A 25,338-nucleotide genomic window follows, 5' to 3' on the forward strand; every position below is an offset into this window, starting at 1 on the left:
TTTTATATGAAGCTAAAATACCTGTACTTATTATTATTTTTTACCGTATGTTTTGGAAATGCTCAAATAATCAATTTCACCGACGCTAATTTTAAAACCAGGCTTTTATCGGCAACCACTTCCAATGGTATTGCCAAAAATCAAGCGGGTGCCAGTGTAGTTATTGACACCAATGGTGACAGCCAGATACAAGTTAGTGAAGCTTTGGTTATATACCAGTTAACAGCCAACGGTGCCAGTATCACTAGTATGGGTGGGATAGAATATTTCACCAATCTCCGAAAATTTGGCAGTAATGGAACCTCTATTACCAGTTTGAATATTAATACTCTAACTAATTTGACCGACTTGTCAGTGACCTCTTCTCAATTGGCCAGTTTATCCATTAGCGGTTTATCTAATTTAGTCAATCTTAGTTGTAATGATAATAAGCTGACAAGCATTAATTTGTCCGGATTATCAAGTTTAGTTTACTTTAAATGCAGCAACAATCTGCTTACGTCTCTAAATATCAATAATATGACGAGTTTAGTTAATCTTTATTGTTATGAAAATCAATTGACAAGTCTTGACCTTTCAGGTATGCCTCTGTTAGATGAAGTGTATTCTTATTCAAATCAATTAACTTCTTTAAACCTGGCCGGATGTTCAAGTCTCAAACGTCTTTATACATATTCCAATGTATTGACTGCTTTAGATGTAAGTAGCTGCCCAATTTTGTTTGAACTGCAATGTTACTCCAACAACCTTTCCACTCTGAATTTAAGCAATCATCAACAACTGGCTTGGGTAGATTGTAATACCAATTTACTCACCAGTATTAATGTGCAAGGTTGTATAAACATGACCGAATTGAAAGCAGACCACAATTTACTTACCACTCTTGACATCAGTGATACTAAAGTTGGTACTTTGTATGTCAACAATAATCAATTGACTAGTTTGTTTGTAAAAAATGGCACGTTTGAAACGTTGTTTTATATTATGAATAACCCTAATTTGAGTTATATCTGTTGCGATGAAAGCCAGTTAACGTCGGTTCAAAATGCGATAGTTACTTTTGGAATTCCATTTTGTACAGTTAATACCTATTGTTCTTTTACACCCGGAGGAAATTTGTATGGCACTCTACGAGGAAATGTTAGGATTGACTCGGATGAAAACGGTTGCGATGTGAATGACTATAACTATCCTTCCATGAAATTTAAAGTGGTTAGCGGTAGCACCACCGCTAATTATTATGCTGATAATTCGGGTTTTTACCGTATTGCCCTCCCAAATGGAAGTTATACAGTTACTCCACAATTTGAAAATTCAAGTTATTATACGATTAGTCCTATCAATTTTGCGTTGACATTTCCTAATGTTGTTAATCCACAAATACAAGACTTTTGTGTGACTCCATCCGGAATCCATAATGATTTAGAAATAACCATACTTCCGATTGGAAGAGCAAGACCGGGTTTCGATGCCTCATATAAAATTATTTATAAAAATAAAGGAAATCACATTCAAGATGGTTCTATTAATTTAAGTTTTGATGATACTACTCTCGATTTTGTAAACGCAACGCCTGCCATACAAAGCACTTCAGTAAATAATCTGAATTGGTCGTTTAGCAACTTACATCCCTTTGAAACCAGAGTTATTAATCTGACATTCAATTTAAATTCACCAGTAGAAATTCCACCTTTGTCTGCTGGGGGTACGTTGCATTATACAGCTACTATTGCAGGCGCTGTTGACGAAACTCCCAACGATAATATTTCCACTCTTAATCAAATAATTGTTAACTCTTTAGATCCTAATGATAAAACCTGTATTGAAGGAACAACCATTACGCCAAGCATGGTAGGGGAGTATGTACATTATGTGATTCGTTTTGAAAACTCAGGAACGGCAAACGCTGAAAATATTGTGGTGAAAGATATGATTGATATCACTAAGTTTGATATGGATAGTTTAATTCCGTTAAGTGGCAGTGCTCCATTTGAAACCCGTGTAGCAAACACCAATAGGGTTGAATTTATCTTTGAAAATATCAACCTGCCGTTTGATGATGCCAATAATGACGGATACGTGGCGTTTAAAATCAAAACGAAACCAACTTTAGTAGTAGGAAGTACATTTGCTAATTCAGCCAGCATCTTTTTTGATTATAATGCGCCTATTGTGACCAATACTTTTACAACTACTGTTCAGGCATTGGCTACTCAGGATTTTGATTTCAATACTTATTTTAGTGTGTATCCTGTACCGGCACAACAAATATTGAATTTGCAAACAAAGGAAATGATAGAAATAAAGTCAATAGAGATATACAATCTTTTAGGACAAATGGTAATTGCAATACCCAATGCAGTTAGTATTTCAACTGTAGATGTTGCATACCTTAAAGCAGGTACTTATTTCATAAAAGTCAACACTAGCAAAGGAACGGCCAATACTAAGTTTGTCAAAGAGTAATAACTAAATATTAATTGCGATTAGTATAATTTTCCCAAAATAATAACGAAAAGCCCCTAAATCGAGGGGCTTTTTTTGTATAGCTTTTACCAAAGTCAAACTTAAACTTTAGAGTGTTATAGAGTTACTTCAAGTGTCCGCCTCAGGCGGATGTATCGAGAAGCCTAAGATTTACTATCGTTTTAGAGCATTCCACTCTCGTTGCAGCATGGCGTATTGGAATTCGCTGCCCCATTTTCCTTTAAAAAAGATATTTTCAATAAAATGGCCTTCATGTCTGAAACCGATGCTCTTTAACAAGGCTATGGAAGCGTCATTTTCGGCATCTACAATTTCAACAACCCTGTGAAGATTCTCTTGGTCAAATAGGAATTTCAGTAATCCCAGTAAAGTTTCTTTGGCATAGCCCTTTTTTTGTTCTAAATGCGATATGGTTATGCCTATTTCGCCTATGCGTGGGTCGTAGGAATCTAATTTTACGGCACAGTCACCTATAAGCTCGTTTGTAGTTTTGTTGGCTATGGCGAACTGTACCCATTCTCCGGGTTTGCCATACGATTTTTCGGCATTGTCATTGATAAATGCGGTGCATTCCTCTAAAGTCATTACGTCAAATCCCTGGTATTGGGTTACTTCTTGGTTGGAACGATAAACATGAAAATTGTGAGCATCGGTTACTACCAATGGCCTTATGAGGAGTCTTTCGGTTTGTATATTCATTGTTGTTTTTGAATTTATGTTCATTGCATTTACAGGCAAAAACACTTGAATTTATGATTAGAAATATTGTTTTTTAATAAATCAATCGTAATTACTTTTTGACAAAGCTAATCTTCATCGCTTCTTTTACCAAATCTTCAAAAGTTTGCAGCTCTTTAGCACCGGGCAGTAGTCCTATTAAGCAATGTATTTGTCCGGGAAAACAATGTTCCCAAACCGGCACTCCGGCACTTTTTAATTGAGCGGCGTATAAAGCACCGTCATCTCTGAGTGGATCAAATTCGGCCGTGATGATTACCGCTGGAGGCAGTCCTTTTAAATCTTTGGTCAGTATGGGAGAAACTTCGGGATTGTCATATTGCCCGGGAGCGTATTGTTCTAACGCAAAATAACACGCTGCTTTAGTTTGAAAATAGCCCACAGCATTTTCTTGGTAAGAAATCGAAGTTTCCATATTTTTCGGACTCAAATCAACCGGGAGTCCGTTCATGACTTGTAATTTTATTTTACGGCTGATGCCTTCCTTTTTTGCTTTTTGCGCCATAACCGCCACTAAATTGGCACCGGCACTGGTTCCTTCTAAAACAATTTTATCTATATCTCCGCCAAATTCATTTCCATGTTCACTAATCCATTTAAAAGCCGAATAACTGTCATTCAGTGCTGCCGGAAATCGGTGTTCGGGGGCAACACGGTAATCAACTGCAAATACAACGGCTTCCAAGTTCTTTGATTCCAACCACAGCGGTTGCTCTAAACAAGGTAACAAAGGAGAGATAAAGCCGCCTCCGTGGTAATTTATGATGATAGGCAAATGCTTGCCGTGGGTAGCATTAAACACCAAAACCGGAATGCTGTCGACAGTTATTTTGATGCGCTGTACATCGGCAACAGGGTAGGGCATGGCCGGAGGGCCGGCATACTTTAGCTGTTCTATTGGTATTTGTCGGAGTTGTTCCAGCGTTAAATCTTTGTACCCAATCATGTTCAGAAAATAGGCAATATCCGGTGCTAAATTTCGGGTACCGCAAGTCTGGGCTGTTGAATTTTCAGGACTGATCTGTACTAAACAAAGCATGAGTAAGAATAGTGTTTTTTTCATCTTCAGAAGGTTGGGTTAAGACTCAAACAGAATCATAACAAAGGTACTCTTAAAATTTGTAAGTTGATTTAAACGATAAGTAAAGAAGATTATCTCCGTTTCCTGTGGCTTTAGGATAGCTACCCGCTTTGAAATAGGAAGCGTCAAAGGCAAAAGAAAGATTTTTGTTTTGTTGATAATTGGTTTCCAATACATAGAGTTGTCCTAACGTTTTTTTATTGGATTCAAAAAGGGCATTTGGTTTAGGTCGGTTTTGTACCATTCCCGGCGAGTAGGTACCATCCTGATTACTGTTTCGCGACAGGAAAAACACTTGGGCCAATACATTGAATTTTGCTGACGGATTTATTTTAATGTAAGGATTTAAACTCAGCATATTGGTTGCTCCGATAGGAGCTGCCAGTCCGTATGCCGGTTTAGCATACAATAAGTTATAGGTATTCAGTTTTTTATCATTCGGGTTTTTATCTCCCGAAGCCAGATTCGCCGCAAACCCAACGATTCCTTTTTTGGAAGGGATTAGGGTAACATTTATATCTGCCAAAACGTTATAGGCATCTATAGTCAGGTCCTTAAATTTACCGGTTTGATAAGCGCCTTCCAATTCAAAGTTTATAGTTTTCAGGTTTGAAAAGAGTCGAATGCCACAAGTTTCACGGTTTTCATATCCTGTTTGATAATTATACTGTCGGTCTCTCGATTGAAAATTGACCAGAAAATAATCCAATCCTAATTTTTTAGCCGCATAAAACTGAGTGCCGTAAATTCCCACCAAGCCATCGTGCATGCTTTCGTCATCAAAAACATACTGTTTTGAAATGACTTTGGAAACGGCAAAAAAATCAAGAGAACCGTTTTTAAACTGTCGTTTTACAACCAATCCGTCGAAAGCCAGGCGGGTATTAGGACCTTCTCTGAAAGTGATTAAGCGATGATTGCCGTAAAACACTTCCTGATGTCCCAAGCGGAATTTCCAGTTTTGAAGTTTCAACTCTCCAAAAGCCTGATGAAGACTCAGTTGATTCTCATCCAGTTCAGGAACTATGGGATTTTCATTAAAAAATCGGGCAGTATTACTCAACTGTATAAAAAATCGAAAGTGATTTCCCAGTTCTATATCGGCATGAGCCATTAGTCGGTGCCAAAGTTGATGCGCATTTTTGCTGGTGTAAGTAGGAGGAACGTCGCCAAAATTCAGATTGTTGTATACCTGAAATTGTTCGCGTAGCTCACCGCCAAAAGAGATATAGTTGTTTTTTCCTAATGGAATGTACTTCAATTGCTCCAGTCCTTTTTTTAAGGTGTCATTTTTTAAGACAGTGAAGTTATCGTCATAACGTTCCCAACTGATTTTGTTTTGGGCATTTAAAGTTGAAAAGACGATACTTACCAACCATACTATGAGGTGAATAGGTTTTGTTAGTTTGTTCATAAATGATGATTTTGTTGATGATTGAAACTGTAACAGTAACAGTAACAGAACCACAAGTCACCGTTAATGATGACCTGTGGTTGTTTTTGATTAAGGTTTAATCACGTGTCCGGTTACTTTACCAAACACACTTTTGCGGAACATGTATTCCAGTTGTTTCATGGTTGTTGGAATCTCACCCGGGAAATAAGGGAAGTATTGGGGAGAATCTTCAATTACTGTTGGACTTACCGCATTAATTCGGATTCCGTTTTCCAATTCAATTGCCGCTGCACGAACAAAGCCTTCTACAGCACCGTTAGCTGCAGAGGCATTGGCAAAGTTTACTTGAGGTTCATGAGTTAAAGCTCCGGTTATCAATGTAAAAGAGCCTTTCGGATTGATGTATTTCTGACCAATCAATACCAAATTGATTTGCCCCATCATTTTGCCTTCAACGCCTTGTCTGAAAGTAGTGTCGTTCAGTTTACTCCAAGGTCCTACAAATGTTGGCCCGGCAGTAGAGATTAAGGCATCAAACGAGCCTATTTGTTCAAACATTTTTTCTATAGATGCCGTTGAAGTAATATCCGCTTCAATATCGCCTCCTTTTGAAGCTACTTTGATGATTTCATGCTCTTTTTCTAAAGCTTTTACTAAGTGTGTTCCCATGGTACCGGTGGCACCTACAATGATAATTTTCATATGTTTAAATGTTAAAGTGTTAAGTGTTTATTTTTCTTTGACAAAGGTATTTTGGCATGATGTGCCAGCAACAGGACAAAAATGAAGTTGGATAGGACTGATGTAAAGTAATGTGTTACTAATCAGTTTGCGGTGTTTTTAAAATTGTTCCAAAATCAGTTTTTTGCTTGCGGACATACCGGCAGCAGTTCCTGTGGCTACTGCATTGGCTACGGTTCGCATTCGAGTAGTGTTGTCACCACTGGCATAAACACCGACCACGGAAGTTTCCTGAGCGGCATTTACTTTTATATAGCCATCCTCTGTTAGTTCACAGCCCAAGGACTCAGGAATGGGGCAGTGTTGTACAAAAGGTCGGGGTGCATACAAAGCCGTCAAGGGGGCTTGTGTGCCATCAGTGAAAACGATTTGCTCCATATGACCTTTTACGTGGTTCAGTTTAAGAATTTCGGTTTCAACAATACCAATGTGATGCGCTTTAAGTTTAGCCTGTTGCTCGTCAGTCAGAGTCGATTTACCATTGGTGTACAGCGTCAAATCCGATGTCCAGTTGGCAATCATTTTGGCCCATTCAAATCCAAATTCGCCATTGCCCAAAATTCCGGTTTTAGTATGTCTTACTTCATACCCATGGCAGTAAGGGCAGTGAATAGCCGAGATTCCCCAGCAATCGGCAAAACCTTCAATGTTGGGCATATTGTCTTTGATTCCGGTGGCGAAGATTAATTGTAGTGCTTCAAATGTTTCACCGGTTTCCAATGTGATTTCAAACCCTTTTTTGGTTTTCTTTCCTTGTATGGCAAGACCGTTGACTAATTTTACAGTTGGATACTGCAATACTTGTTGTCTTCCCAGAGCAGCAATCTCGCTTGGTTTTTTTCCATCTTGGGTTAAAAAGTTATGAGAGAAAGAGGTCTGTGCATTACAGGGTTTGCCACTGTCAATAACGATGACTTGTTTTAAAGCTCTCCCCAACGCCATAGCTGCGGCCAGTCCGGAATAACTGCCTCCGATGACAATGGTATCCATTAGTTTTGTTGTGTTCATATCAGTGCCGTTTAAAGTTGTTTGAAAAGGGATGGGTAAAGCAAATGCGGTCAAGGCCAAGCCACTTTTTTTGATGAATTGACGTCTTGAGGAGGGAGAATTCATCGCTGTTGGTTTTCGCGTTTTGAACTTATCTGACGAAGTACAAAATCGATAAAAGGGACTCCGATAAATACAATCCAAGGCACCAAAGTAATGGTAAGGAGAAAGGTGCGTTGATATAAGGGTATTGTTGCCAAGGCTTTACCGAACAGAAATAAAAATAGAGTAATCGACGGATAAATGGCCAACCAGATTTTTAGGGAAGCCATAAGTTTCATTTTTGTTTTCATAATGTTTGCTGTTGAAATAATTTTACAGGACAAAATTACTTCGGCACCGGCCCCCGTGAATAGGACAAAAATGAAGAGGAATAGGACTTATTTGGAGTTTTGCCTGAAAGCTTCGGGAGATGACCCCATGTGTTTTTTAAAAAAGCGAATGAAGTAAGAGGCATCTTCATATCCCAAATGATAAGCAATCTGGCTTACCTGATTGGAAGTAGCTAATAATTGTCGCTTGGCTTCCAAAAGAATGTACTCAGTGATGATTTCGGAAGGTGTTTTGTTCAACAGTGTTTTGGTGATAGCACTCAGCTGGTAGGAGGACAGATGAAGCAGTTCGGTATACTGAGCAACTTGTTTGTGTGTGGTGTAGTGCGATTCTATTAGTGCCAAAAAGGCTTCCAGTTTTTCTTGTGCATACGGGGCACCGGTTACTGTTGGTGTCGTTTTATCCTGACGTTGACGAAGCAATTCGATGAGTAATATACTCAGGTTAGCCTTCAATACTTCCTGATAGCCTTTTACTTTTTCCTTGTATTCTTTTAGGGATTCAGCCAATAAGGAAGCTATTTTTATAAAGCCCGTATCTTCAAACGGATAAAAAGAAAACTGGATTAGTTTGGTCAAATGATTTTGAGAAGCACTGTTGTGTGAGTATAAAAAATCGGTTTTAAACTGAAGCAAATAGCCTGTACTTCCGGCCTTTAACTGAAGCTGATGTACCTGACCCGGCCGCAGTAAAAAGAGGCAATGATTTTTTATTTCATAAGAGATGAAATCAATCTCATGCGTTCCGGCTCCTTTTTCGAGAACCAGCAATAAGTAAAAATCATGTCGGTGCAATTCTTCATTAAGGTCTTTACCCAAAAGCAATTCCTCTACAGCTCTTATGCTGAAACGGTCCGAAAGTTGGGGTTCCTTAGGAGCATCCGGAAATTGTCGTATCGGAATGTTTTCCATCATTCAGTTTTTAGTCTCTCAGAATTGTTCAAAGATACTACTTGTTAGGCAATGAAAATACTTTTACTCACTAGTAAAAGCAATAACCAAACTGATTTTTTCTTACCTTTATCTGACTTCAGCTCAGAATAATCAGAGGATTATTTACCGGTTAAGTTATTTATGCGATATAACACAGTACATGGGAACAGAATTTTGGCAATACGATATTACTTTTTGGTTGCAAAAGTTGAACAGTACTACCGACGGTCTTTCATCTGTTGAAGCACGTCAAAGGCTCTCTAAAAGAAAAAAACTGCCTCACACCAGTTCCCCTTTTCGGCAGGATTTAAAGCTTTTTATTCGACAATACCAAAGCCCGTTAATGCTTTTGTTGTTGGTGGCTGTTATGTTGTCGGCGGTTTTGGGCGATACTTCCGATGTGATTATCATTCTTTTCATCCTTCTTTCTACCGGCTCACTCAGTTTTTGGCAGGAAAGAAATGCAGGCCGTGTAGTTGAAAAATTAAAATCGTTACTGGAAATCAAAGTTACCGTAATACGCGACGGCGCAATTGTTGAAGTCGAATCGGCTCAGATAACTCCGGGAGATGTACTGCTTTTTAAGGCGGGGCAACGCATACCGGCGGATTGTTTGCTGATAGAGGCTAATTTACTTCAGGTTAATGAATCGAGTCTTACCGGGGAGTCTTTTCCGGTAACAAAAGACCCCGGAGTAGTAGCGGCTAAAACCTCTTTGGCCAATCGAAGCAATTGTTTATGGCAAGGGTCAAGTGTAGTGAGCGGGAGCGGAAAAGCCATCGTTATCGCAACTGATGAAGACACGATTTTCAGCAGTATTGCACAAAGTGCTTCTCTTACAGTAGAAACCGGTTTTGAAAAAGGCATCCGCAATTTTGGTTTGTTGTTGATGCGGGTCACATTAGCATTGAGTCTTTTTATACTGTTAGTCAATCTGCTGCATCATAACTCTTTAATGGAGTCTGCTTTGTTTGCTTTGGCTCTCGCTGTTGGCATGGCACCCGAGTTACTTCCGGCTATCAATACGATTGCTATGAGTGCCGGAGCCAAACGCATGCTTGCTAAAAAAGTAGTGGTGAAGAAACTTGCGTCTATTCAGAATTTGGGAGAAATTGATTTGTTGTGTACCGATAAAACGGGTACGCTTACAGAAGGTGTTATAGTGGTGGCCGACATTGTGAATGGTATGGGAGTTTCCGATAACTATGTGCGTGAATTGGCTTATTGGAATGCTTTTTTCGAATCGGGTTATACCAACCCTATTGATGAAGCCCTTAAGAATATGGCTTTGCAACCGACACTACAACCTCAAAAAACCGGTGAAGTTCCCTATGATTTTAACCGCAAACGTCTCAGCATTGCTGTCAGTACTTCACAAGGCGGATTATTAATCACTAAGGGATCATTTACGGAAACACTAAGCATTTGTACACAACTCCGAACAGAACAAGGGGCATTGGTGCCTGTAACAGACTTTCATGAGGCACTTGTTAACCGTTACGAACAATTCGGTTCTGATGGGTACCGCTGTATAGCGTTATGTTATAAAATTACAGCCGATACAATTATTGATAAATCTATGGAATCCGACATGATCTTTGCCGGATTTATAGTGATGCATGACCCTGTTAAAACCGGAGTACTCCAAGCTATTGACCGTCTTCATAAACTGCAAATCAATCTTAAAATTATTACCGGAGATAACCGGCATGTGGCAGCTGCTTTGGCTAAAAAAATAGGTATGAACAATGCGCAGGTTCTGACAGGTGAAGAAATGTCAAAACTTAGTTTTGAGGATTTGGCACAAAAGGTTAAAAAGATAAGTCTCTTTGCTGAGGTAGCTCCACAGCAGAAAGAACAACTCATACGTGCGCTCCGGCAAACCTATACGGTTGCTTACATGGGAGACGGAATCAATGATGTTGGTGCATTGGTAGCTGCTGATGTGGGATTGTCTGTTGATAATGCTGTAGATGTTGCCCGAGATGCCGCCGATTTTGTATTGCTCGAAAGAAGTCTTTCCGTCATTGCCAATGGAGTAGTAGAGGGGCGTAAAACGTTTGCCAACACGCTGAAATATATTTACATCAATACCGGAGCTACCTTTGGGAACATGTTCAGCGTGGCTGCGGCATCCTTATTGCTGCCATTTTTACCCATGTTACCCAAACAAATTTTGATGACTAATTTCATTACCGATTTACCTTACCTGAGTGTTTCTTCTGATAATGTAGATGCAGAGCAACTCAAAAAGCCCGGAAAATGGAATATGAAGCTCATACGGAATTACATGTTTGTGTTCGGGTTTCACAGTACCCTGTTTGATTTGGTGACTTTTTTGACTCTTTTCTACGGATTCAAAGTTTCTGAATCTGTTTTTCAAACAGGTTGGTTTACAGAATCTATACTTACAGAACTTTTTATACTTTTTATCATTCGTACCTACAAAAACTTTTTTAAAAGCCGTCCCGGTCGAATGCTTTTTATTTTGAGTTTGTTAGGATTAGGATTGACATTGGTTTTACCGTATACACCTATAGCACATACTTTAGGACTGGTTCCGTTGCCACCTTTGATTGCATTAACTTTATTTGTAATTGTGCTTCTTTACGTACTTACAGCCGATGCTCTAAAAATTCTGTTCTTCCGTTATCATCTTAAGAAGAAAACTGTATCAGACTAATAATATCCAAATAATTATTTTATTGAAAAATAAATTTCTTGTTGTTACGAATTAAATTTTATTTACTTAAATCACGATGTTTTTTATTGTTTTACTGTTAACTTTTACCTGAAATTCGCAATATTTTTAAGTGTAGTTTATTACTTGGCAAACAGTTAGAAAAATGGTACTTCTTTTTAACATTTCAGAGTTGAATTAGATAGGTCACTTTGTGTACATTTACCATCCCAAAACAAAATAAAATAAATAACCTATTAGCATGCCGTGTTCTAAAATTATTGAGTACACCCAAAGCGGAAAACTCCCGATAACCGTTGAGTTTTATTATAAAGGAGATTTTCTTGCTGACCCAAAAACTTTTTTTAGTTCCAATCTTTCTGTTTTTGAAAACGAATTTCCCAAATCTGATGAAATAATAGCTCAGATTGCCGCTCATCAAACCTATAAAAACACCCATAAACTCATCATATCAGAGTATGGTTTTTTCAGAATCCAGATTTAGAGGTATTATTTTTAAAAAAAGTTTATTCTTGTTGGAGTAGTTAAGTGGCACAGCATTAATTAAATAGCTTTTAGGATAAAAAATAAGTTGATTTTTTAGTGAAAATCATTTTGCAAAATCAAAAAGGTTGTTATATTTGCATCCGCATTACAGCAGTAGTGCACGACTTATTGGAGAAATGGCAGAGTGGTCGATTGCGGCAGTCTTGAAAACTGTTGACTGTAACAGGTCCGGGGGTTCGAATCCCTCTTTCTCCGCGAAAGAAACCCGAAACGTAAGTTTCGGGTTTTTTGTTTTTGATCAATTTTCATCAAGAACTCAAAGTAATTAAAATTCATCTTCTCTTCATGTGGGTTTCGTAATTTTAACGTATTGAAAAACAATACCCAATAATTTAAAATTAAAGTTATGAAAACTGTTGATTACAAATTCGGAAAAGTGACTAAAACAAATATTTTTTTTGTGCTCAATCAGATGATTCTTCTGGGTATGGTGTTGCTTTTTAATTTAAAAACAGAAGCACAGGAAAAAGTAATCCCAACTATAGAGGTACAAACAGCATTTGAAAAAGAATTTCCTAATGTGGTGCCGTACTGGACAAAAAATTTCGGCGGAGAAGATTTAGACCAAATTCGATACAATGCAAAATTTCAACAAGGTTCTTCTGAGGTACTGGCGGTTTACGATAATTTGGGAAAAATGAAAGCATTCGAAGTTTCTATTGCCAAAAAAGCCATACCTGTAAAAGCTCTTACTTATTTGAATCGGGAATATAAAGGGTATACTTTTAAAGAAGCAGCAAGAGTTAAAGATGACAAAAAAGTGACTACCTATGAAGTTGGGATTATCATGGCCGGAAAGTTTTATGATGCTGTGTTTGACAAAGATGGAAATTTTATAAAAATCATTCAAACGAACTAGATTTCTATTACTTCAAATTTTGCGATTCAAAATCAGCGCAGTATTTGATTTTCAAGATGGTACAGTCTATTCATCTTATAAAATATAAAAGCCGAAGTAAATTACTTCGGCTGCTGTTTTTCTTTAAATGGAAAATCATTAATAGTTTACATATTCTGTTATTTCTAAGCCGTAACCAATCATTCCCACCCTTTTGGTTTGAGTGGTATTGGAAATGAGTCTTATTTTGGAAATATCAATATCATGTAGTATTTGAGCACCTATTCCAAAATCTTTATTGTCCATTTTAATTTGTGGAGCTTTAAAGATTCCTTCGCTTTGCAGTTGCTTCAATTCGGTTAAACGGTTGAGCAAATCAGAGGAATCAACTTCCTGATTGATGAATAGAATAGCTCCGCGACCTTCGTCATTAATTTGCTGAAACATATTTTCCAGCTTTTTGTCCATGTCGTTGGTTAAGGTATTTAAAATATCATTATTAGCTTGCGAGGAATTGATTCTGGTGAGGATTGGTTCGCCCAAATTCCAACTTCCTTTGGTTAATGCTAAATGAACTTGCTTATTGGTAGTTTGCAGGTAAGCTCTTAATCGGAATTTTCCAAATCGGGTGTCGATTTCAAAATCTTCTTTTTTCACAATAAGACTGTCGTGCTGCATGCGATAGGCGACCAAGTCTTCAATGGAAACTAACTTTAAATCAAATTTTTTGGCCACGTCTACTAATTGTGGTAAACGCGCCATAGTTCCATCTTCATTCATGATTTCTACAATCACACCTGCCGGTTTAAATCCGGCTAATCGGGCAAAATCAATGGCAGCCTCTGTATGTCCGGTTCTGCGCAATACACCTCCTTGTTTAGCGGTTAACGGAAAAATATGCCCGGGACGCGCTAAATCATAGGGTTTAGTTTCTTCATTTACCAGAGCTAAGATGGTTTTAGCCCGGTCTGAAGCCGAGATTCCGGTAGTAACGCCATGTCCTTTTAAGTCGACAGAAACTGTAAACGCGGTCTCCATATGGTCGGTATTATTTTTGACCATCGAATGCAGTTCTAATTCATGGCAACGCTTTTCTGTAAGCGGGGCGCAAATCAACCCGCGTCCATGGGTAGCCATGAAGTTAATCATATCGGGAGTTACTTTTTCGGCGGCAGCTAAAAAATCGCCCTCATTTTCGCGATCTTCATCATCTACCACGATAATGACTTTTCCCTGACGGATGTCTTCTATGGCTTCTTCAATAGTGTTGAGTTGTATTTTAGTGTTGTCCATCAGTTTGGCTTAGTTTTGATAAAGCAGTGTTTAAATAACTTTTATTAAAGAAATAAAACAAGATGTAAAACGGAAACCCGCCTAAAAGCATTATGAAAAAGTTCAAATCTTTATGCTGTTGTATTCCGGTAGTAATCTTAGTTAGTAGTTGTTCTGACTTAAGTAAGGCGCCATAAAAAATGACAGCCAATACAATACTGATTATCTTTTGGGCTTGCCCTTCAAATAATCCTGATACCAAGACTGCCAACAGCAATAGGTTGCTGATGAGTGCCAGTAATGCGAATTTGTTGTATTGTTGATTTAAAATTGTAATACTACCTGAATCAATCATTACAGGTTTTGATTCGGGTATAACTGTTTTTTGAGTTTTGGCCGGGGTACTACTTTCATTAATATCTTTAATTAATTCAGGATCTATTTCTTCAGGATGAAAATAATCCGTAGTTGAGGCGGTTTCAAATACCAGTTCTTCCTTTTGTGGAAAGAATCTGGTGAATACATTTATCAGCCAATCAAAATTAATGGAAACTCCTTTGTCTTCTGTTGCTCTTTTGGTAAGTAATATGGCCAATGGGAGTAAAATCATGGTTGACATCCAACAGCCTAAAAAAGGAGTAATTCCGTTTTCCTGAGCCACTTTTTTACCAAAAGTATTGATGAAATGAAACGTAATAAAAATGAGGATAGCAAAGACAATCGGCAATCCTAAACCTCCTTTACGAATGATAGCTCCTAGTGGTGCACCAATAAAGAACATGAGTATGCAGGCAAAACCAATGACAAATTTATCGTAGAACGCAATCCAGTGTTGGTTGATGTTTTTTTGCTTTTCTTCCAGGTCAAATTTTGAGTTGTCTAACGCAAAGTTGGTAGCATCAACAGTTCCGCTGGCAACGCGAAGAATTTGGTTTTTCTGGTTGAGGTCAAAATTTTCAAGTAAATCACTTGAATTTAGTTTGGTTGCTGTTGAATCGGCAAAATTGGAAAAATTCATATTGCCAATCGAACGCTGGTAAATGTTTTCGGTGTAGGACAATACGTCTTTAGTGTAGTTTTTTTGCAGAGAATCAATCGTATAACGCAGTTCTCCTATGGTGAGCATGGTATTCGTATTAGTAATCTGCTCATCTTCCATATTGGCATTGTTCAATTTCGACAAATCAATGTTGAGAACGTAGCGTTTAAATTCACTTTTGGCGAAAGGCAGTTTTTTGCGGTCTTCAAATTTTTTGGGGATGATATCTTCATAATAATTCCCATCTTTCAAAACCAATTGCAGGTTGTTTGAATTTTCACTGCTGACCAACTCACCGCTTTTGGCTTTGATTACAGTGTTGCTTCCGTCACCCAACACAGATTTTTTGTGAATGGTAACCAAACTAAGGTATCTTCCGTTTTTTCCTGACTTTTTTTCTACCTTAATATTGTAGTTTCCCACTTCGCTGAACTGTCCTTCGGCTATAGCCATTGCCGGCTTTACCTGAGCAATATTTCTGCGGAAATTGACAAACTTATATTCGGCATAAGGGATAACATTGTTAGCAAATAAAAAAGCCACAAATCCGAGAATAAAAATAAAGTAGATGAGTCCTCTCATGGCTCTTTGCAGTGATATTCCTGAGGATTTCATGGCTGCAAACTCATAATTTTCGGCTAAACTGCCGAATGTCATGATGGATGCCAATAAAACGGAAAGGGGAAGTACTAAAGGAACCACGCTGGGCATCTTAAACAAAAGAAATTTAGCAATCATTAAGACATCTAAATCTTTCCCGGCTAATTCAGAGATGAAAAGCCACACGACTTGCAACACGAATATAAAAAACAGAATTACAAATACCGTAGCAAATGTAACCAAGAAGGATTTTAGTAAGTACCTGTCAAGTATTTTCACCCGAGCTTAATCTATTTTGTTGATGTAGTAATTTGGATATTTACTGGCCACAAAGGTAAACTGATTTTTTGACAAAGGTTGATTGGTTTTAAAAGAATTAACAGTCAATGTGGTTTTAGTACCGTTTTTACCCATTTCAATCACATTGTAGATGTTTTTAGTTTGTGAATCGATGCCGAGTAAGATTTCTTTGCGTTGATCCTTAGCATTAGTGGGTACTAATTTGATGTACTGAATTTTTCTGCCTTTTACATCTTGCAAAATATCCCAGGAAAATTTAAAACCATTGTTGAAAAAAGTCAGCATTTTAGAGGGAGTGATGGCTTTTTCATCGGTATCATCAAGGCTTGAAACCGTTATTTCTTCATCTTCAGGTACTATAGTGTAACTCTTTTTACCGTCAAATATTTTGGTTACTCCCATAAAATTAAGTACATATTTATTGCCTTCCAACAATAAATTTCCTTTACTTTCTTTGTTGATGTTCTCCTTGCTATTGTTTAAAGTGTACTTGAAATCAATGGTAATGTTGTTGTAAGTTTTAATTTTAGCCGTTACCTGATCTAATAAATCTTTTGCTTTTTTATCCTGAGCTTGGCTATTGAAGCTAACTAGTAAGAATAATGCAATCGAAAGTAGTTTGTTCATTTTAAGAATTATTTTGTTCGTTGTTAAAAAATTGTTCCAAGGAAGCTAAGTCGGTAATGTTAACACTGCGCGCTTTACTTCCTTCAAACGGACCGACAATTCCGGCAGCTTCCAATTGATCAATCAATCTTCCGGCTCGGTTGTAGCCCAATTTCAACTTTCTTTGCAATAATGATGCCGAACCTTGCTGAGCGGTCACAATAATTTCGGCGGCTTCTCTGAACATGCTGTCTCTTTCAGAGATGTCAAACTCCAGATTTACGCTACTGCCTTCTTCACCAATGTATTCCGGTAGGAGATAAGCACTGGCATAGGCTTTTTGTGAACCGATATAATCAACAATTTTTTCTACTTCAGGAGTATCCACAAAAGCACATTGTACCCGAACTAAATCATTTCCGTTAGTATACAATAAATCTCCTCTACCGATTAATTGATCGGCTCCCTGTGTATCCAAGATAGTTCTTGAATCTATCTTAGAGGTTACTCTGAACGCTATACGAGCCGGGAAATTGGCCTTAATAATACCGGTGATTACGTTTACTGAGGGTCTTTGGGTAGCAATGATCAAGTGAATACCAATGGCACGCGCCAACTGAGCCAAACGGGCAATAGGAGTTTCTACTTCTTTGCCGGCAGTCATGATTAAATCGGCAAACTCATCAACGACTAAGACTATATAAGGAAGGAATCGGTGGCCGTTTTCCGGATTCAGCTTTCGGGATTTGAATTTTTCGTTGTATTCCTTAATGTTACGTACCATGGCATCTTTGAGCAACGAATACCTGTTGTCCATTTCTACACAAAGTGAATTCAGTGTGTTGATTACTTTGGTGTTATCGGTGATGATAGCATCTTCGGTATCCGGTAATTTAGCCAAATAATGACGCTCAATTTTGTTGAATAAAGTAAGCTCGACCTTTTTCGGATCGACCAAAACAAATTTAACTTCGGCCGGATGTTTTTTGTACAATAAAGAAGCCAATACGGCATTCAGACCAACCGATTTACCCTGACCGGTGGCTCCCGCCATCAACAAGTGGGGCATTTTGGCCAAATCAACAACGAAAGTTTCATTCGATATTGTTTTTCCTAAGGCAATCGGTAATTCCATTTCCGCTTCCTGAAATTTGGCAGAAGAAATTACAGTTCGCATAGGTACCATAGTCGGATTTTTATTCGGAACTTCGATACCGATGGTTCCTTTGCCCGGAATAGGAGCAATGATACGAATTCCCAGAGCGGATAACGACAAGGCAATATCGTCTTCCAAACTTTTGATTTTTGAAATGCGTATACCGGCTTCGGGTACAATTTCGTATAAAGTAACTGACGGACCTACTGTCGCCTTGATTTGGGCAATATCAATTTTGTAGTTTCGGAGTGTTTCTACAATTCGGTTTTTATTTTCTTCTAATTCCTCCTGATTGATAGTAATACCAACAGATGAATATTCTTTTAACAAATCAATGGTCGGAAACTTGTAATTGGACAGTTCTAAGGTAGGATCAAATTCACCAAAATCAGCTACTAACTTTGCAGCTAAATTTTCTTCCATAACATCTTCATCTGCAGACTGTTCAATAACAAAAGCTTCATCATCGGTTTCAATGATGATAGGTTCAGGAGTTGGAACAACTGTTTTGATGGTTGGTTCCAAACTGATTTCCGAAGGATGTTCAATTGTGGGTTTCAGAGCCTCTTTGTTGATTTCAAATGCAGAGGTTTTCAAAACAGGTTCTTCAATTTCTTCTTCCTCTTCTTCGGGTTCTTTTACGGCAAATTCTTCCAGGTTGTAATCTGTCCCTTTGGCATCATTTACCATACTGTTCAAATCTGCTTTGATGTCTTTGTGTTTCTTTTCAAAGAATGACTTGATGGCTTCAGGGGATATTTTTATTTTGAAAATTAAATAAATTACTATGGCAAATACCAAACCTAATAAAGTTCCTGTTTTACCTATGTAATCTTGAAAAAACAAATTCATTTCGTAGCCAATGGTACCGCCCAATTCAGGTAAGGTTGTGGCAAAAAAACCAAACATAACGGATAAGACTACCAAGGCAAATAAGTCCCAAAACCAAGTGTTTTTGAGTTTTTTTAATGGTAAATCCAGAATTAAGAATGCACCGCTGAGGAATAATAATTTGACAAACAAAAAGGAGGCTACGCCAAAACCACGATAGATAAACAAATCGGCTATGTAAGCCCCGAATTTCCCTAACCAATTTTGAACTGTTTCATTTCTGTCAGTAAAAGCATCAACAGCACTTTGATCTGCCTGACCCGAAACAAAGAAAGAAATAAAGGAAACCAGAAAAGCAATTGATACTAAAATCAACAAAAAACCAAAAAGCGTACGATACTGTTTTTTAGTTTTTAGGATTTTGATATCCGAGTTGGGGTCTTTTGGGGTTTTGGTAGTTTCTTTTTTTACTGTTTTTGCCATTGGTTATTTATAAACGCTATAAAAATAGAAATTTAATCGAATGTTCACAGGAATTTAGGAACATAAATTAATAATAATACGGCAATGGCGGCAGTGGCTGCAAACATTACAGCACCGGCAGCGATATCTTTGATAAAGCCAATTTTTTCATGAAATTCAGGATGAATAAAGTCAGCTATTTTTTCTACAGCCGTATTCAGACTTTCTACCCCCAATACCAATCCGAAAGCAAGGAGTTGCAACATCCATTCATAACGGTCAATATGAAAATAAAATCCGGCTATAATGGCTAGTACTCCAATCGAAGATTGCACCATTACGCTGTGTTCGGTGGTAATCAATTTGATGGCGCCTTTAACGGCAAATCCAACACTTTTCAGACGACCAGTGAAAAATGAATTGTCTTTTTGGAATTCCATACAGTAAAATTATAATGCAGCTAATGCCAATTCATAGTTGGGTTCATCAGCAATTTCGGCTACTTGTTCGGTATATAGAACTGTTCCGTTTTCATCTAAAACAATAACCACGCGTGAATGTAAACCGGCCAAAGCTCCGTCAGTCATCTCTAGGCCGTAATCTTTACCAAATTTACCGGTATTGAAATCCGACAGACAAATCACATTGTCTAATCCTTCGGCACCGCAAAAACGTTTGAAAGCAAAAGGCAAATCGCGCGAGATGCACAATACTTTGGTGTTTGCTAAGGCACTGGCTTTAGCATTAAAAGTTCGGGTAGAAGCTGCGCAAGTACCGGTGTCTACACTCGGATATATGTTTAAGATTACTTTTGATCCTTTAAAATCAGCTAAGGAAGTATAACCTAAATCAGTTTTTGCTAATTGAAAATCAGGTGCTTTTGAACCTTTTTTGGGTAATTCACCGTTGGTGTGTATTGGATTTCCTCCTAAAGTTATAGTTGCCATTTATAATGTTTTTTTGAAAGCCAAAAGTAATGAAAATATTTATAAATGGAACTAAGGTTTAAGATTTGTCTTTGGTCTGAGATTCACATAAGTATAAAAAATTACAAGTTAATTTCATTTGTAATATTATTTTATCGTAATATTGCAATATAAAAATATACAGACATCATGGGTGCTTCAAAAACCGAATCTTTTTCTGCTGAACAAAATGAAATGGCTATCTTGTTTAAGGCCCTTTCGCATCCGGCTCGAATTGCCATTGTTGATTATTTGCTAAAGGTTGACAGTTGTATATGTGGCGATATCGTTAATGAACTGCCTTTGGCGCAGCCTACCATATCGCAACATTTAAAAGAATTAAAAAATGCCAATCTCATCAAAGGAACTATAGAAGGAACTTCCATCTGTTATTGCATTAATCCGGATACTGTTGCCAAAATCGAAAATCATTTTAGTATGATTCGGTACAAACTAAAAAACAAATGTTGTTAGAATAGTAAAATGCTTTTAAAAAAATCTAGTCATGAAACTCTCACAAATTAAAAACGAATTAAAAAAGCTCAACTCAATAGCTTTTCAGTTGCCAAACGGAGATCTGGTTCCTGGTCATTTTCACGTAACCGAAGTGGGCAAAGTCACTAAATATTTTATCGATTGCGGAGGCGTTGTTCGCAATGAAGAAGTGGTTAATTTTCAGTTATGGGAAGCCAATGATTATGATCACCGTTTACATCCTGAAAAACTGGTGCACATCATAGAACTTTCGGAAAAGGTTTTGGGTTTGCCTGACGCTGAAATCGAAGTTGAATACCAAATGAAAGATACTATCGGTAAATTCGGGTTAGACTTTGACGGCACCAATTTCTTATTGATATCTAAAATGACTGATTGTTTAGCTCAGGATAAATGTGGAATTCCGGCAGAAAAAATGAAAGTTAAAATTGGCGAACTCAAATCTAAAGAAACGCAATGTTGTACGCCGAATTCCAATTGTTGTTAACAATATAATTTATGAGCTTTAAGTACTTTGAGGTATTATTGTTATGCACGAAATTTTATCCAAATCAATTGAACAGATTTCAAAAATGGTTGTCCCTGATGAGCGCCAAAAAGTTTTGATTCCTTTGGTAGATTACATCCAAAACAAAATCAATCACAAAGAAGAAATCCGTTTGAATTTTATTTGTACCCAAAATTCTCGCCGAAGTCATTTGTCGCAAATTTGGGCTCAAACCATGGCTTTTCATTTCAACATCAAACAGGTGTATTGTTATTCAGGCGGAACTGAAGCGACAGCGATGTTTCCTAAAATAGAGGAGACTTTAATCAAACAAGGATTTCAGATTCAAAAATTAAGTCAGGAACAGAATCCTATTTATGCTGTTCAATTTGATAAAAACGAACATCCGGTTATTTGTTTTTCCAAAACCTATTTTGATACTTTTAATCCGAAATCCCGTTTTGCTGCCATCATGACTTGTAATAGTGCCGATGAAGGGTGTCCTATGGTTTTTGGCGCCGAAGCCCGATTTCCTGTGAAATACGATGACCCTAAAGACTTTGACGGAACCGATTTGATGGATGATAAGTATGTGGAACGCAGTTTGCAAATTGCAACTGAGATGTACTTTGTATTTTCAAATATCAAATAATTCAACTATTTTTATGACAACAACAACAACAACATTACTTCAGTTATGGATTGAATCCAGATCCCGATTTACCAATCAGTTGACTACTTTATCGGCAACAGATTTGCTAAAAAAATTACCTCCTTCAACCAATAGCGTGGGTTTTCTGATTAGGCACATAGGAGATGTGGAATTATTATTTGCAAAAAATGTTTTTGGTTCAATTGAGGCAAAAGTAATCGCCAAAACAGTTATTGATAAAAAAGATACCGGAGAATGGATAAATCTGGAAGAACTCATAGCCTATGTCGACTATTCTTTTGAAATTTTGAAGAAAATTGTAGAACAACAATCAGAAGAAGATTGGAATTCAAAAATCGAAACCAAAGAGTTTGGCGTCAAAACTAAAGCCGAAGCTTTTGGAAGAATTATATCTCATACAGCCTACCATGCCGGGCAAATGGCACTTTGTATTAAATATGGTCACAGTGAGTAAGGAAACGCTTTTTAGCAAAATAGTATCATGAAAAAAAGATTAGGCTTTCTGGATCGATTTTTAACGTTATGGATATTTTTGGCCATGTTACTCGGAGTTGGTATAGGTTATTTTATTCCAAAATCAGCTGATTTTATTCATTCCTTTTCTTCAGGGACAACCAATATTCCTTTGGCTATCGGACTCATATTGATGATGTATCCGCCGCTCACAAAGATTGATTTTTCTAAAGTGTCGTTGATGTTTAAAAAGCCCAAATTACTGACAGCTTCTTTTGTTATCACTTGGTTAGTTGGTCCTTTTTTGATGTTTGTATTGGCTACACTTTTCCTGAATGATTACCCCGAATATATGACCGGATTGATCATTATCGGTATTGCCCCCTGTATTGCTATGGTTATTGTTTGGAACGAATTAGCTGAAGGCAATCGCGAATTGACCGCCGGTTTAATTGGAATAAACAGTTTGCTTCAGGTTTTCTTTTTTGGTTTGTATGCTTACTTTTATCTGAAAATCATGTTGCCGTTATTTGGTGTTAAAGGTTTGGAACTGGATATTACGATTTCAGATATAGCCAAAACAGTAGGTGTTTATTTAGGAATTCCGTTTACCATAGCTGTTATCAGCCGATTTGTTATAAGGAAATACTTCGGAGTACAATTTTTCAATCAGAAGTTTATCCCTTTTATTTCACCAATTACACTATTGGCTTTACTTTTTACTATTGTAATCATGTTTAGTTTAAAAGGTGAAATGATTGTAGATTTACCGTTAGATGTGATTCGAATAGCCATTCCACTGATGATATTCTTTGCAATAATGTTCTTTTTGATGTTTTTTATATCGAAGAAAATAGGAGCAGATTACAAGGATGCTGTTGCTTTGTCATTTACCGCTTCGGGAAACAATTTTGAATTGGCAATAGCTGTTTCAATTGGTGTTTTCGGTATCAATAGCGGTCAGGCTTTTGCCGGAGTTATTGGTCCATTGGTAGAAGTTCCGGTATTGATTATCTTGGTAAATGTAGCTTTTTGGCTTAGGAAAAAATATTTTACAAATACTCTTTAGATTATGGATAAAAAAGAACATTGGGAAAATGTATTTGCCACAAAAACTGAAAAAGAAGTCAGCTGGTATCAGGAATATCCGCAAACATCGGTAGATTTTTTTAAAACCCTTCAATTGCCTTTGGATTCCGAGATTATAGATGTGGGGGGAGGTGACAGTTATTTTATAGATGCATTACTTGCGTTAGGATATACTAATCTTACGTTACTTGATATTTCGGGTAATGCCATTGCCCGCATCAAAAAAAGATTAGGGGATAAGGCCAAATTTGTCACCTTTATTGAGTCGGATATTTTGGATTTTAATCCTGCTAAAAAATACCTGTTTTGGCACGACAGAGCCTGCTTTCATTTCCTGACCGAAACGGTTCAGATAGAAAAATATGCAGACATAGTTGATAAAGCTCTGGATAAAGGAGGCAGAATATTCATTGGGGCTTTTTCTACAGAAGGACCTAAAAAGTGCAGTGGTTTGGATATCAAACAATATTCTATGGAGAGTCTTCGGTTCGTATTTGAAAAAGAATTTCAACTTGAGGGATGTTTTATTGAAAATCATAAAACTCCTTTTGATACTGTTCAGAATTTTATTTTTTGTGGGTTTGAACGAAAGAAAATAACAAAAGAGCCAACTTTAAAATAAATTGACTCTTTTGTTTCATGTTTTATGTTTAATAAAATTACACGTGCAACGCTCTGTTGTCGGTAGCCGCTAACGCAGCTTCTTTAACTGCTTCAGCAAATGTAGGATGAGCATGTGACATTCTGGATATATCTTCCGCACTGGCTCTGAATTCCATAGCAGTTACGGCTTCGGCAATCAAATCGGCACAGCGGGCACCAATCATGTGAACCCCTAAAACTTCGTCAGTCTTGGCATCGGCCAATATTTTTACAAAACCATCGTTATCAGCACTCGCACGCGCTCTTCCCAAAGCTTTGAATGGGAAACTTCCGGCTTTGTAGGCTATACCGGCTTCTTTTAGTTGTTCCTCAGTTTTACCTACTGCGGCTACTTCGGGCCAAGTGTAAACAACTCCCGGAATCAAATTATAATCGATGTGTGGTTTTTGTCCGGCTAAAATTTCGGCCACCATAGTTCCTTCTTCTTCGGCTTTGTGAGCCAACATCGCACCGCGAACTACATCTCCAATGGCATAAATATTTGGAATGTTGGTTTGCAAATGATCATTTACTTCAATCATACCTCGGTCGGTAACTTTAACTCCGGCTTTCTCAGCGTTCAATCCGTCAGTGTAAGGACGACGTCCTACAGCAACTAAGCAATAATCTCCGTCAAATATTACGGTATTTCCTTTGGCATCATCGGCCTGAACGGTTACGTTTTTGCCTTTGCGTTCTACCGATTTCACTTTGTGTGAAGTGTAGAATTTCATGCCTTGCTTTTTCAAAACTTTAGTCAATTCTTTAGACAATCCGGCATCCATACCCGGAATGATGCGGTCCATGAATTCAACTACAGAAACCTGAGCTCCTAATCTTAAATATACCTGACCTAATTCAATCCCAATAACGCCTCCACCAATGATGATTAAGTGTTTCGGAACTTCCGGCAATTTCAACGCTTCGGTAGAAGTAATGATTCGTTCTTTATCTAATTTGATAAACGGCAGAGTAGATGGTTTAGAACCGGTAGCAATAATAGTATTTTTAGCTTCAAGAATTTCCGAAGAACCGTCGGCTTTAGTCACTTTAACTTGTGTAGCACTTTCAAAAGAACCAACACCTTCAAAAACAGTGATTTTGTTTTTATCCATCAGGAATTTAACACCACCCGAGGTTTGGTCGACAACTGCTTGTTTGCGGGCAATCATTTTTTCTAAGTTTACTTTTACTTTGCCCGATACTTCGATTCCGTGATCGGCAAAATGCTGCAATTCTTCATAATGATGAGAAGAAGCCAATAGTGCTTTAGAAGGGATACAACCTACATTAAGACAAGTCCCTCCGAGAGTTGAATATTTTTCAATGATTGCGGTTTTTAAACCTAATTGAGCACAACGAATAGCCGAAACATATCCGCCTGGGCCGGAACCTATGATGACAACGTCAAATGAATTCATAATATTG

At 37.6% G+C, this 25,338-nt stretch carries 23 protein-coding genes, 1 tRNA gene and 1 pseudogene; 11 read left to right on the forward strand and 14 right to left on the reverse strand.

The window, feature by feature from the left end:
• Positions 1 to 6 precede the first annotated feature (6 nt).
• Positions 7 to 2,466: a DUF7619 domain-containing protein gene (locus EZL74_RS05135; protein ID WP_131475526.1), complete on the forward strand. Its 2,460-nt coding sequence runs from the start codon at positions 7 to 9 to the stop codon at positions 2,464 to 2,466.
• Positions 2,467 to 2,640: 174 nt separating this feature from the next.
• Here the strand turns inward: EZL74_RS05135 and EZL74_RS05140 are convergent, their stop codons facing one another.
• The 7 genes from EZL74_RS05140 to EZL74_RS05170 all read right to left on the reverse strand — a co-directional run bounded on the left by EZL74_RS05140 (position 2,641) and on the right by EZL74_RS05170 (position 8,737).
• Positions 2,641 to 3,186, reverse strand: a complete 546-nt coding sequence (locus EZL74_RS05140) for a GNAT family N-acetyltransferase (RefSeq protein ID WP_240034558.1) — start codon at positions 3,184 to 3,186, stop codon at positions 2,641 to 2,643.
• Between the two features lie 91 nt (positions 3,187 to 3,277).
• Positions 3,278 to 4,288, reverse strand: coding sequence for an alpha/beta hydrolase (locus tag EZL74_RS05145; RefSeq protein WP_131475528.1), 1,011 nt, complete (start codon positions 4,286 to 4,288; stop codon positions 3,278 to 3,280).
• Between the two features lie 49 nt (positions 4,289 to 4,337).
• Complete coding sequence (locus tag EZL74_RS05150) at positions 4,338 to 5,720, reverse strand: alginate export family protein (RefSeq protein WP_131475529.1); 1,383 nt, start codon at positions 5,718 to 5,720, stop codon at positions 4,338 to 4,340.
• A gap of 90 nt (positions 5,721 to 5,810) precedes the next feature.
• Complete coding sequence (locus EZL74_RS05155) at positions 5,811 to 6,404, reverse strand: short chain dehydrogenase (protein WP_131475530.1); 594 nt, start codon at positions 6,402 to 6,404, stop codon at positions 5,811 to 5,813.
• Positions 6,405 to 6,542: 138 nt separating this feature from the next.
• Entirely contained in the window at positions 6,543 to 7,556 is a 1,014-nt protein-coding gene (locus tag EZL74_RS05160) for an NAD(P)/FAD-dependent oxidoreductase (protein ID WP_131475531.1), read from the reverse strand.
• Positions 7,553 to 7,783 carry a hypothetical protein gene (locus tag EZL74_RS05165; RefSeq protein ID WP_131475532.1) on the reverse strand — a complete coding sequence of 77 codons (231 nt, stop codon included), beginning with the start codon at positions 7,781 to 7,783 and terminating at the stop codon, positions 7,553 to 7,555. The genes EZL74_RS05160 and EZL74_RS05165 overlap by 4 nt, the downstream gene beginning before the upstream one ends.
• A gap of 87 nt (positions 7,784 to 7,870) precedes the next feature.
• Positions 7,871 to 8,737, reverse strand: a complete 867-nt coding sequence (locus EZL74_RS05170; RefSeq protein ID WP_204745128.1) for a helix-turn-helix domain-containing protein — start codon at positions 8,735 to 8,737, stop codon at positions 7,871 to 7,873.
• A gap of 178 nt (positions 8,738 to 8,915) precedes the next feature.
• Here EZL74_RS05170 and mgtA point away from each other — a divergent pair, with 178 nt between their 5' ends.
• The 4 genes from mgtA to EZL74_RS05190 all read left to right on the forward strand — a co-directional run bounded on the left by mgtA (position 8,916) and on the right by EZL74_RS05190 (position 12,861).
• Complete coding sequence (gene mgtA / locus EZL74_RS05175; RefSeq protein ID WP_131475534.1) at positions 8,916 to 11,438, forward strand: magnesium-translocating P-type ATPase; 2,523 nt, start codon at positions 8,916 to 8,918, stop codon at positions 11,436 to 11,438.
• Between the two features lie 259 nt (positions 11,439 to 11,697).
• Positions 11,698 to 11,940: a hypothetical protein gene (locus EZL74_RS05180; protein WP_131475535.1), complete on the forward strand. Its 243-nt coding sequence runs from the start codon at positions 11,698 to 11,700 to the stop codon at positions 11,938 to 11,940.
• A 172-nt stretch (positions 11,941 to 12,112) separates the two neighbouring features.
• Positions 12,113 to 12,197 (forward strand) — tRNA-Ser (locus tag EZL74_RS05185).
• 151 nt (positions 12,198 to 12,348) lie between these two features.
• The gene (locus EZL74_RS05190; protein WP_131475536.1) at positions 12,349 to 12,861 is read left to right on the forward strand and encodes a hypothetical protein; all 513 of its coding nucleotides are present in this window, start codon (positions 12,349 to 12,351) and stop codon (positions 12,859 to 12,861) included.
• Positions 12,862 to 12,999: 138 nt separating this feature from the next.
• On the opposite strand, the gene ribB is transcribed toward EZL74_RS05190, so the two are convergent.
• From ribB to tpx, 6 genes and pseudogenes are all read right to left on the reverse strand, one after another.
• A complete protein-coding gene (ribB, locus tag EZL74_RS05195) occupies positions 13,000 to 14,133 on the reverse strand; it encodes a 3,4-dihydroxy-2-butanone-4-phosphate synthase (RefSeq protein WP_161971695.1) in 1,134 nt (377 codons plus the stop codon).
• 484 nt (positions 14,134 to 14,617) lie between these two features.
• Positions 14,618 to 16,030, reverse strand: a pseudogene (locus EZL74_RS05200) (LptF/LptG family permease); the annotation flags it as partial.
• 6 nt (positions 16,031 to 16,036) lie between these two features.
• On the reverse strand, positions 16,037 to 16,678 hold the full coding sequence (locus EZL74_RS05205; protein WP_131475539.1) for a LolA family protein: 642 nt from the start codon (positions 16,676 to 16,678) through the stop codon (positions 16,037 to 16,039).
• A gap of 1 nt (position 16,679) precedes the next feature.
• Positions 16,680 to 19,127, reverse strand: a complete 2,448-nt coding sequence (locus EZL74_RS05210; protein ID WP_131475540.1) for a DNA translocase FtsK — start codon at positions 19,125 to 19,127, stop codon at positions 16,680 to 16,682.
• 44 nt (positions 19,128 to 19,171) lie between these two features.
• Positions 19,172 to 19,546, reverse strand: a complete 375-nt coding sequence (locus EZL74_RS05215; RefSeq protein WP_131475541.1) for a diacylglycerol kinase family protein — start codon at positions 19,544 to 19,546, stop codon at positions 19,172 to 19,174.
• 9 nt (positions 19,547 to 19,555) lie between these two features.
• Complete coding sequence (gene tpx / locus EZL74_RS05220) at positions 19,556 to 20,053, reverse strand: thiol peroxidase (RefSeq protein WP_131475542.1); 498 nt, start codon at positions 20,051 to 20,053, stop codon at positions 19,556 to 19,558.
• Between the two features lie 168 nt (positions 20,054 to 20,221).
• On the opposite strand from tpx, the gene EZL74_RS05225 reads away from it, so the two are divergent.
• From EZL74_RS05225 to EZL74_RS05250, 6 genes are read left to right on the forward strand one after another with little or no spacing between them, the layout of a single operon-like run.
• Positions 20,222 to 20,545, forward strand: a complete 324-nt coding sequence (locus EZL74_RS05225; RefSeq protein WP_131475543.1) for an ArsR/SmtB family transcription factor — start codon at positions 20,222 to 20,224, stop codon at positions 20,543 to 20,545.
• Positions 20,546 to 20,576: 31 nt separating this feature from the next.
• On the forward strand, positions 20,577 to 21,053 hold the full coding sequence (locus EZL74_RS05230) for a DUF6428 family protein (RefSeq protein ID WP_131475544.1): 477 nt from the start codon (positions 20,577 to 20,579) through the stop codon (positions 21,051 to 21,053).
• Between the two features lie 43 nt (positions 21,054 to 21,096).
• Positions 21,097 to 21,705, forward strand: a complete 609-nt coding sequence (locus tag EZL74_RS05235) for a low molecular weight phosphatase family protein (RefSeq protein WP_131475545.1) — start codon at positions 21,097 to 21,099, stop codon at positions 21,703 to 21,705.
• Between the two features lie 13 nt (positions 21,706 to 21,718).
• The gene (locus EZL74_RS05240) at positions 21,719 to 22,180 is read left to right on the forward strand and encodes a DinB family protein (protein ID WP_131475546.1); all 462 of its coding nucleotides are present in this window, start codon (positions 21,719 to 21,721) and stop codon (positions 22,178 to 22,180) included.
• A gap of 27 nt (positions 22,181 to 22,207) precedes the next feature.
• Positions 22,208 to 23,248 carry an ACR3 family arsenite efflux transporter gene (arsB, locus tag EZL74_RS05245; RefSeq protein ID WP_131475547.1) on the forward strand — a complete coding sequence of 347 codons (1,041 nt, stop codon included), beginning with the start codon at positions 22,208 to 22,210 and terminating at the stop codon, positions 23,246 to 23,248.
• A 3-nt stretch (positions 23,249 to 23,251) separates the two neighbouring features.
• A complete protein-coding gene (locus EZL74_RS05250; RefSeq protein WP_161971696.1) occupies positions 23,252 to 23,890 on the forward strand; it encodes a class I SAM-dependent methyltransferase in 639 nt (212 codons plus the stop codon).
• Between the two features lie 37 nt (positions 23,891 to 23,927).
• Here EZL74_RS05250 and lpdA read toward each other — a convergent pair whose 3' ends face one another.
• Positions 23,928 to 25,331, reverse strand: a complete 1,404-nt coding sequence (lpdA, locus tag EZL74_RS05255) for a dihydrolipoyl dehydrogenase (RefSeq protein ID WP_131475549.1) — start codon at positions 25,329 to 25,331, stop codon at positions 23,928 to 23,930.
• Positions 25,332 to 25,338 lie beyond the last annotated feature (7 nt).

It is taken from the genome of Flavobacterium silvisoli (assembly GCF_004329815.1).
In the GTDB taxonomy this organism is placed as follows: domain Bacteria; phylum Bacteroidota; class Bacteroidia; order Flavobacteriales; family Flavobacteriaceae; genus Flavobacterium; species Flavobacterium silvisoli.

Excerpts from the sequence above, each read along its gene's own strand:
- EZL74_RS05135 (WP_131475526.1), top strand. The coding sequence starts at position 7 with ATGAAGCTAAAATACCTGTACTTATTATTATTTTTTACCGTATGTTTT.
- EZL74_RS05140 (WP_240034558.1), bottom strand. The coding sequence starts at position 3,186 with ATGAATATACAAACCGAAAGACTCCTCATAAGGCCATTGGTAGTAACC.
- EZL74_RS05145 (WP_131475528.1), bottom strand. The coding sequence starts at position 4,288 with ATGAAAAAAACACTATTCTTACTCATGCTTTGTTTAGTACAGATCAGT.
- EZL74_RS05150 (WP_131475529.1), bottom strand. The coding sequence starts at position 5,720 with ATGAACAAACTAACAAAACCTATTCACCTCATAGTATGGTTGGTAAGT.
- EZL74_RS05155 (WP_131475530.1), bottom strand. The coding sequence starts at position 6,404 with ATGAAAATTATCATTGTAGGTGCCACCGGTACCATGGGAACACACTTA.
- EZL74_RS05160 (WP_131475531.1), bottom strand. The coding sequence starts at position 7,556 with ATGAATTCTCCCTCCTCAAGACGTCAATTCATCAAAAAAAGTGGCTTG.
- EZL74_RS05165 (WP_131475532.1), bottom strand. The coding sequence starts at position 7,783 with ATGAAAACAAAAATGAAACTTATGGCTTCCCTAAAAATCTGGTTGGCC.
- EZL74_RS05170 (WP_204745128.1), bottom strand. The coding sequence starts at position 8,737 with ATGATGGAAAACATTCCGATACGACAATTTCCGGATGCTCCTAAGGAA.
- mgtA (WP_131475534.1), top strand. The coding sequence starts at position 8,916 with ATGGGAACAGAATTTTGGCAATACGATATTACTTTTTGGTTGCAAAAG.
- EZL74_RS05180 (WP_131475535.1), top strand. The coding sequence starts at position 11,698 with ATGCCGTGTTCTAAAATTATTGAGTACACCCAAAGCGGAAAACTCCCG.
- EZL74_RS05190 (WP_131475536.1), top strand. The coding sequence starts at position 12,349 with ATGAAAACTGTTGATTACAAATTCGGAAAAGTGACTAAAACAAATATT.
- ribB (WP_161971695.1), bottom strand. The coding sequence starts at position 14,133 with ATGGACAACACTAAAATACAACTCAACACTATTGAAGAAGCCATAGAA.
- EZL74_RS05205 (WP_131475539.1), bottom strand. The coding sequence starts at position 16,678 with ATGAACAAACTACTTTCGATTGCATTATTCTTACTAGTTAGCTTCAAT.
- EZL74_RS05210 (WP_131475540.1), bottom strand. The coding sequence starts at position 19,127 with ATGGCAAAAACAGTAAAAAAAGAAACTACCAAAACCCCAAAAGACCCC.
- EZL74_RS05215 (WP_131475541.1), bottom strand. The coding sequence starts at position 19,546 with ATGGAATTCCAAAAAGACAATTCATTTTTCACTGGTCGTCTGAAAAGT.
- tpx (WP_131475542.1), bottom strand. The coding sequence starts at position 20,053 with ATGGCAACTATAACTTTAGGAGGAAATCCAATACACACCAACGGTGAA.
- EZL74_RS05225 (WP_131475543.1), top strand. The coding sequence starts at position 20,222 with ATGGGTGCTTCAAAAACCGAATCTTTTTCTGCTGAACAAAATGAAATG.
- EZL74_RS05230 (WP_131475544.1), top strand. The coding sequence starts at position 20,577 with ATGAAACTCTCACAAATTAAAAACGAATTAAAAAAGCTCAACTCAATA.
- EZL74_RS05235 (WP_131475545.1), top strand. The coding sequence starts at position 21,097 with ATGCACGAAATTTTATCCAAATCAATTGAACAGATTTCAAAAATGGTT.
- EZL74_RS05240 (WP_131475546.1), top strand. The coding sequence starts at position 21,719 with ATGACAACAACAACAACAACATTACTTCAGTTATGGATTGAATCCAGA.
- arsB (WP_131475547.1), top strand. The coding sequence starts at position 22,208 with ATGAAAAAAAGATTAGGCTTTCTGGATCGATTTTTAACGTTATGGATA.
- EZL74_RS05250 (WP_161971696.1), top strand. The coding sequence starts at position 23,252 with ATGGATAAAAAAGAACATTGGGAAAATGTATTTGCCACAAAAACTGAA.
- lpdA (WP_131475549.1), bottom strand. The coding sequence starts at position 25,331 with ATGAATTCATTTGACGTTGTCATCATAGGTTCCGGCCCAGGCGGATAT.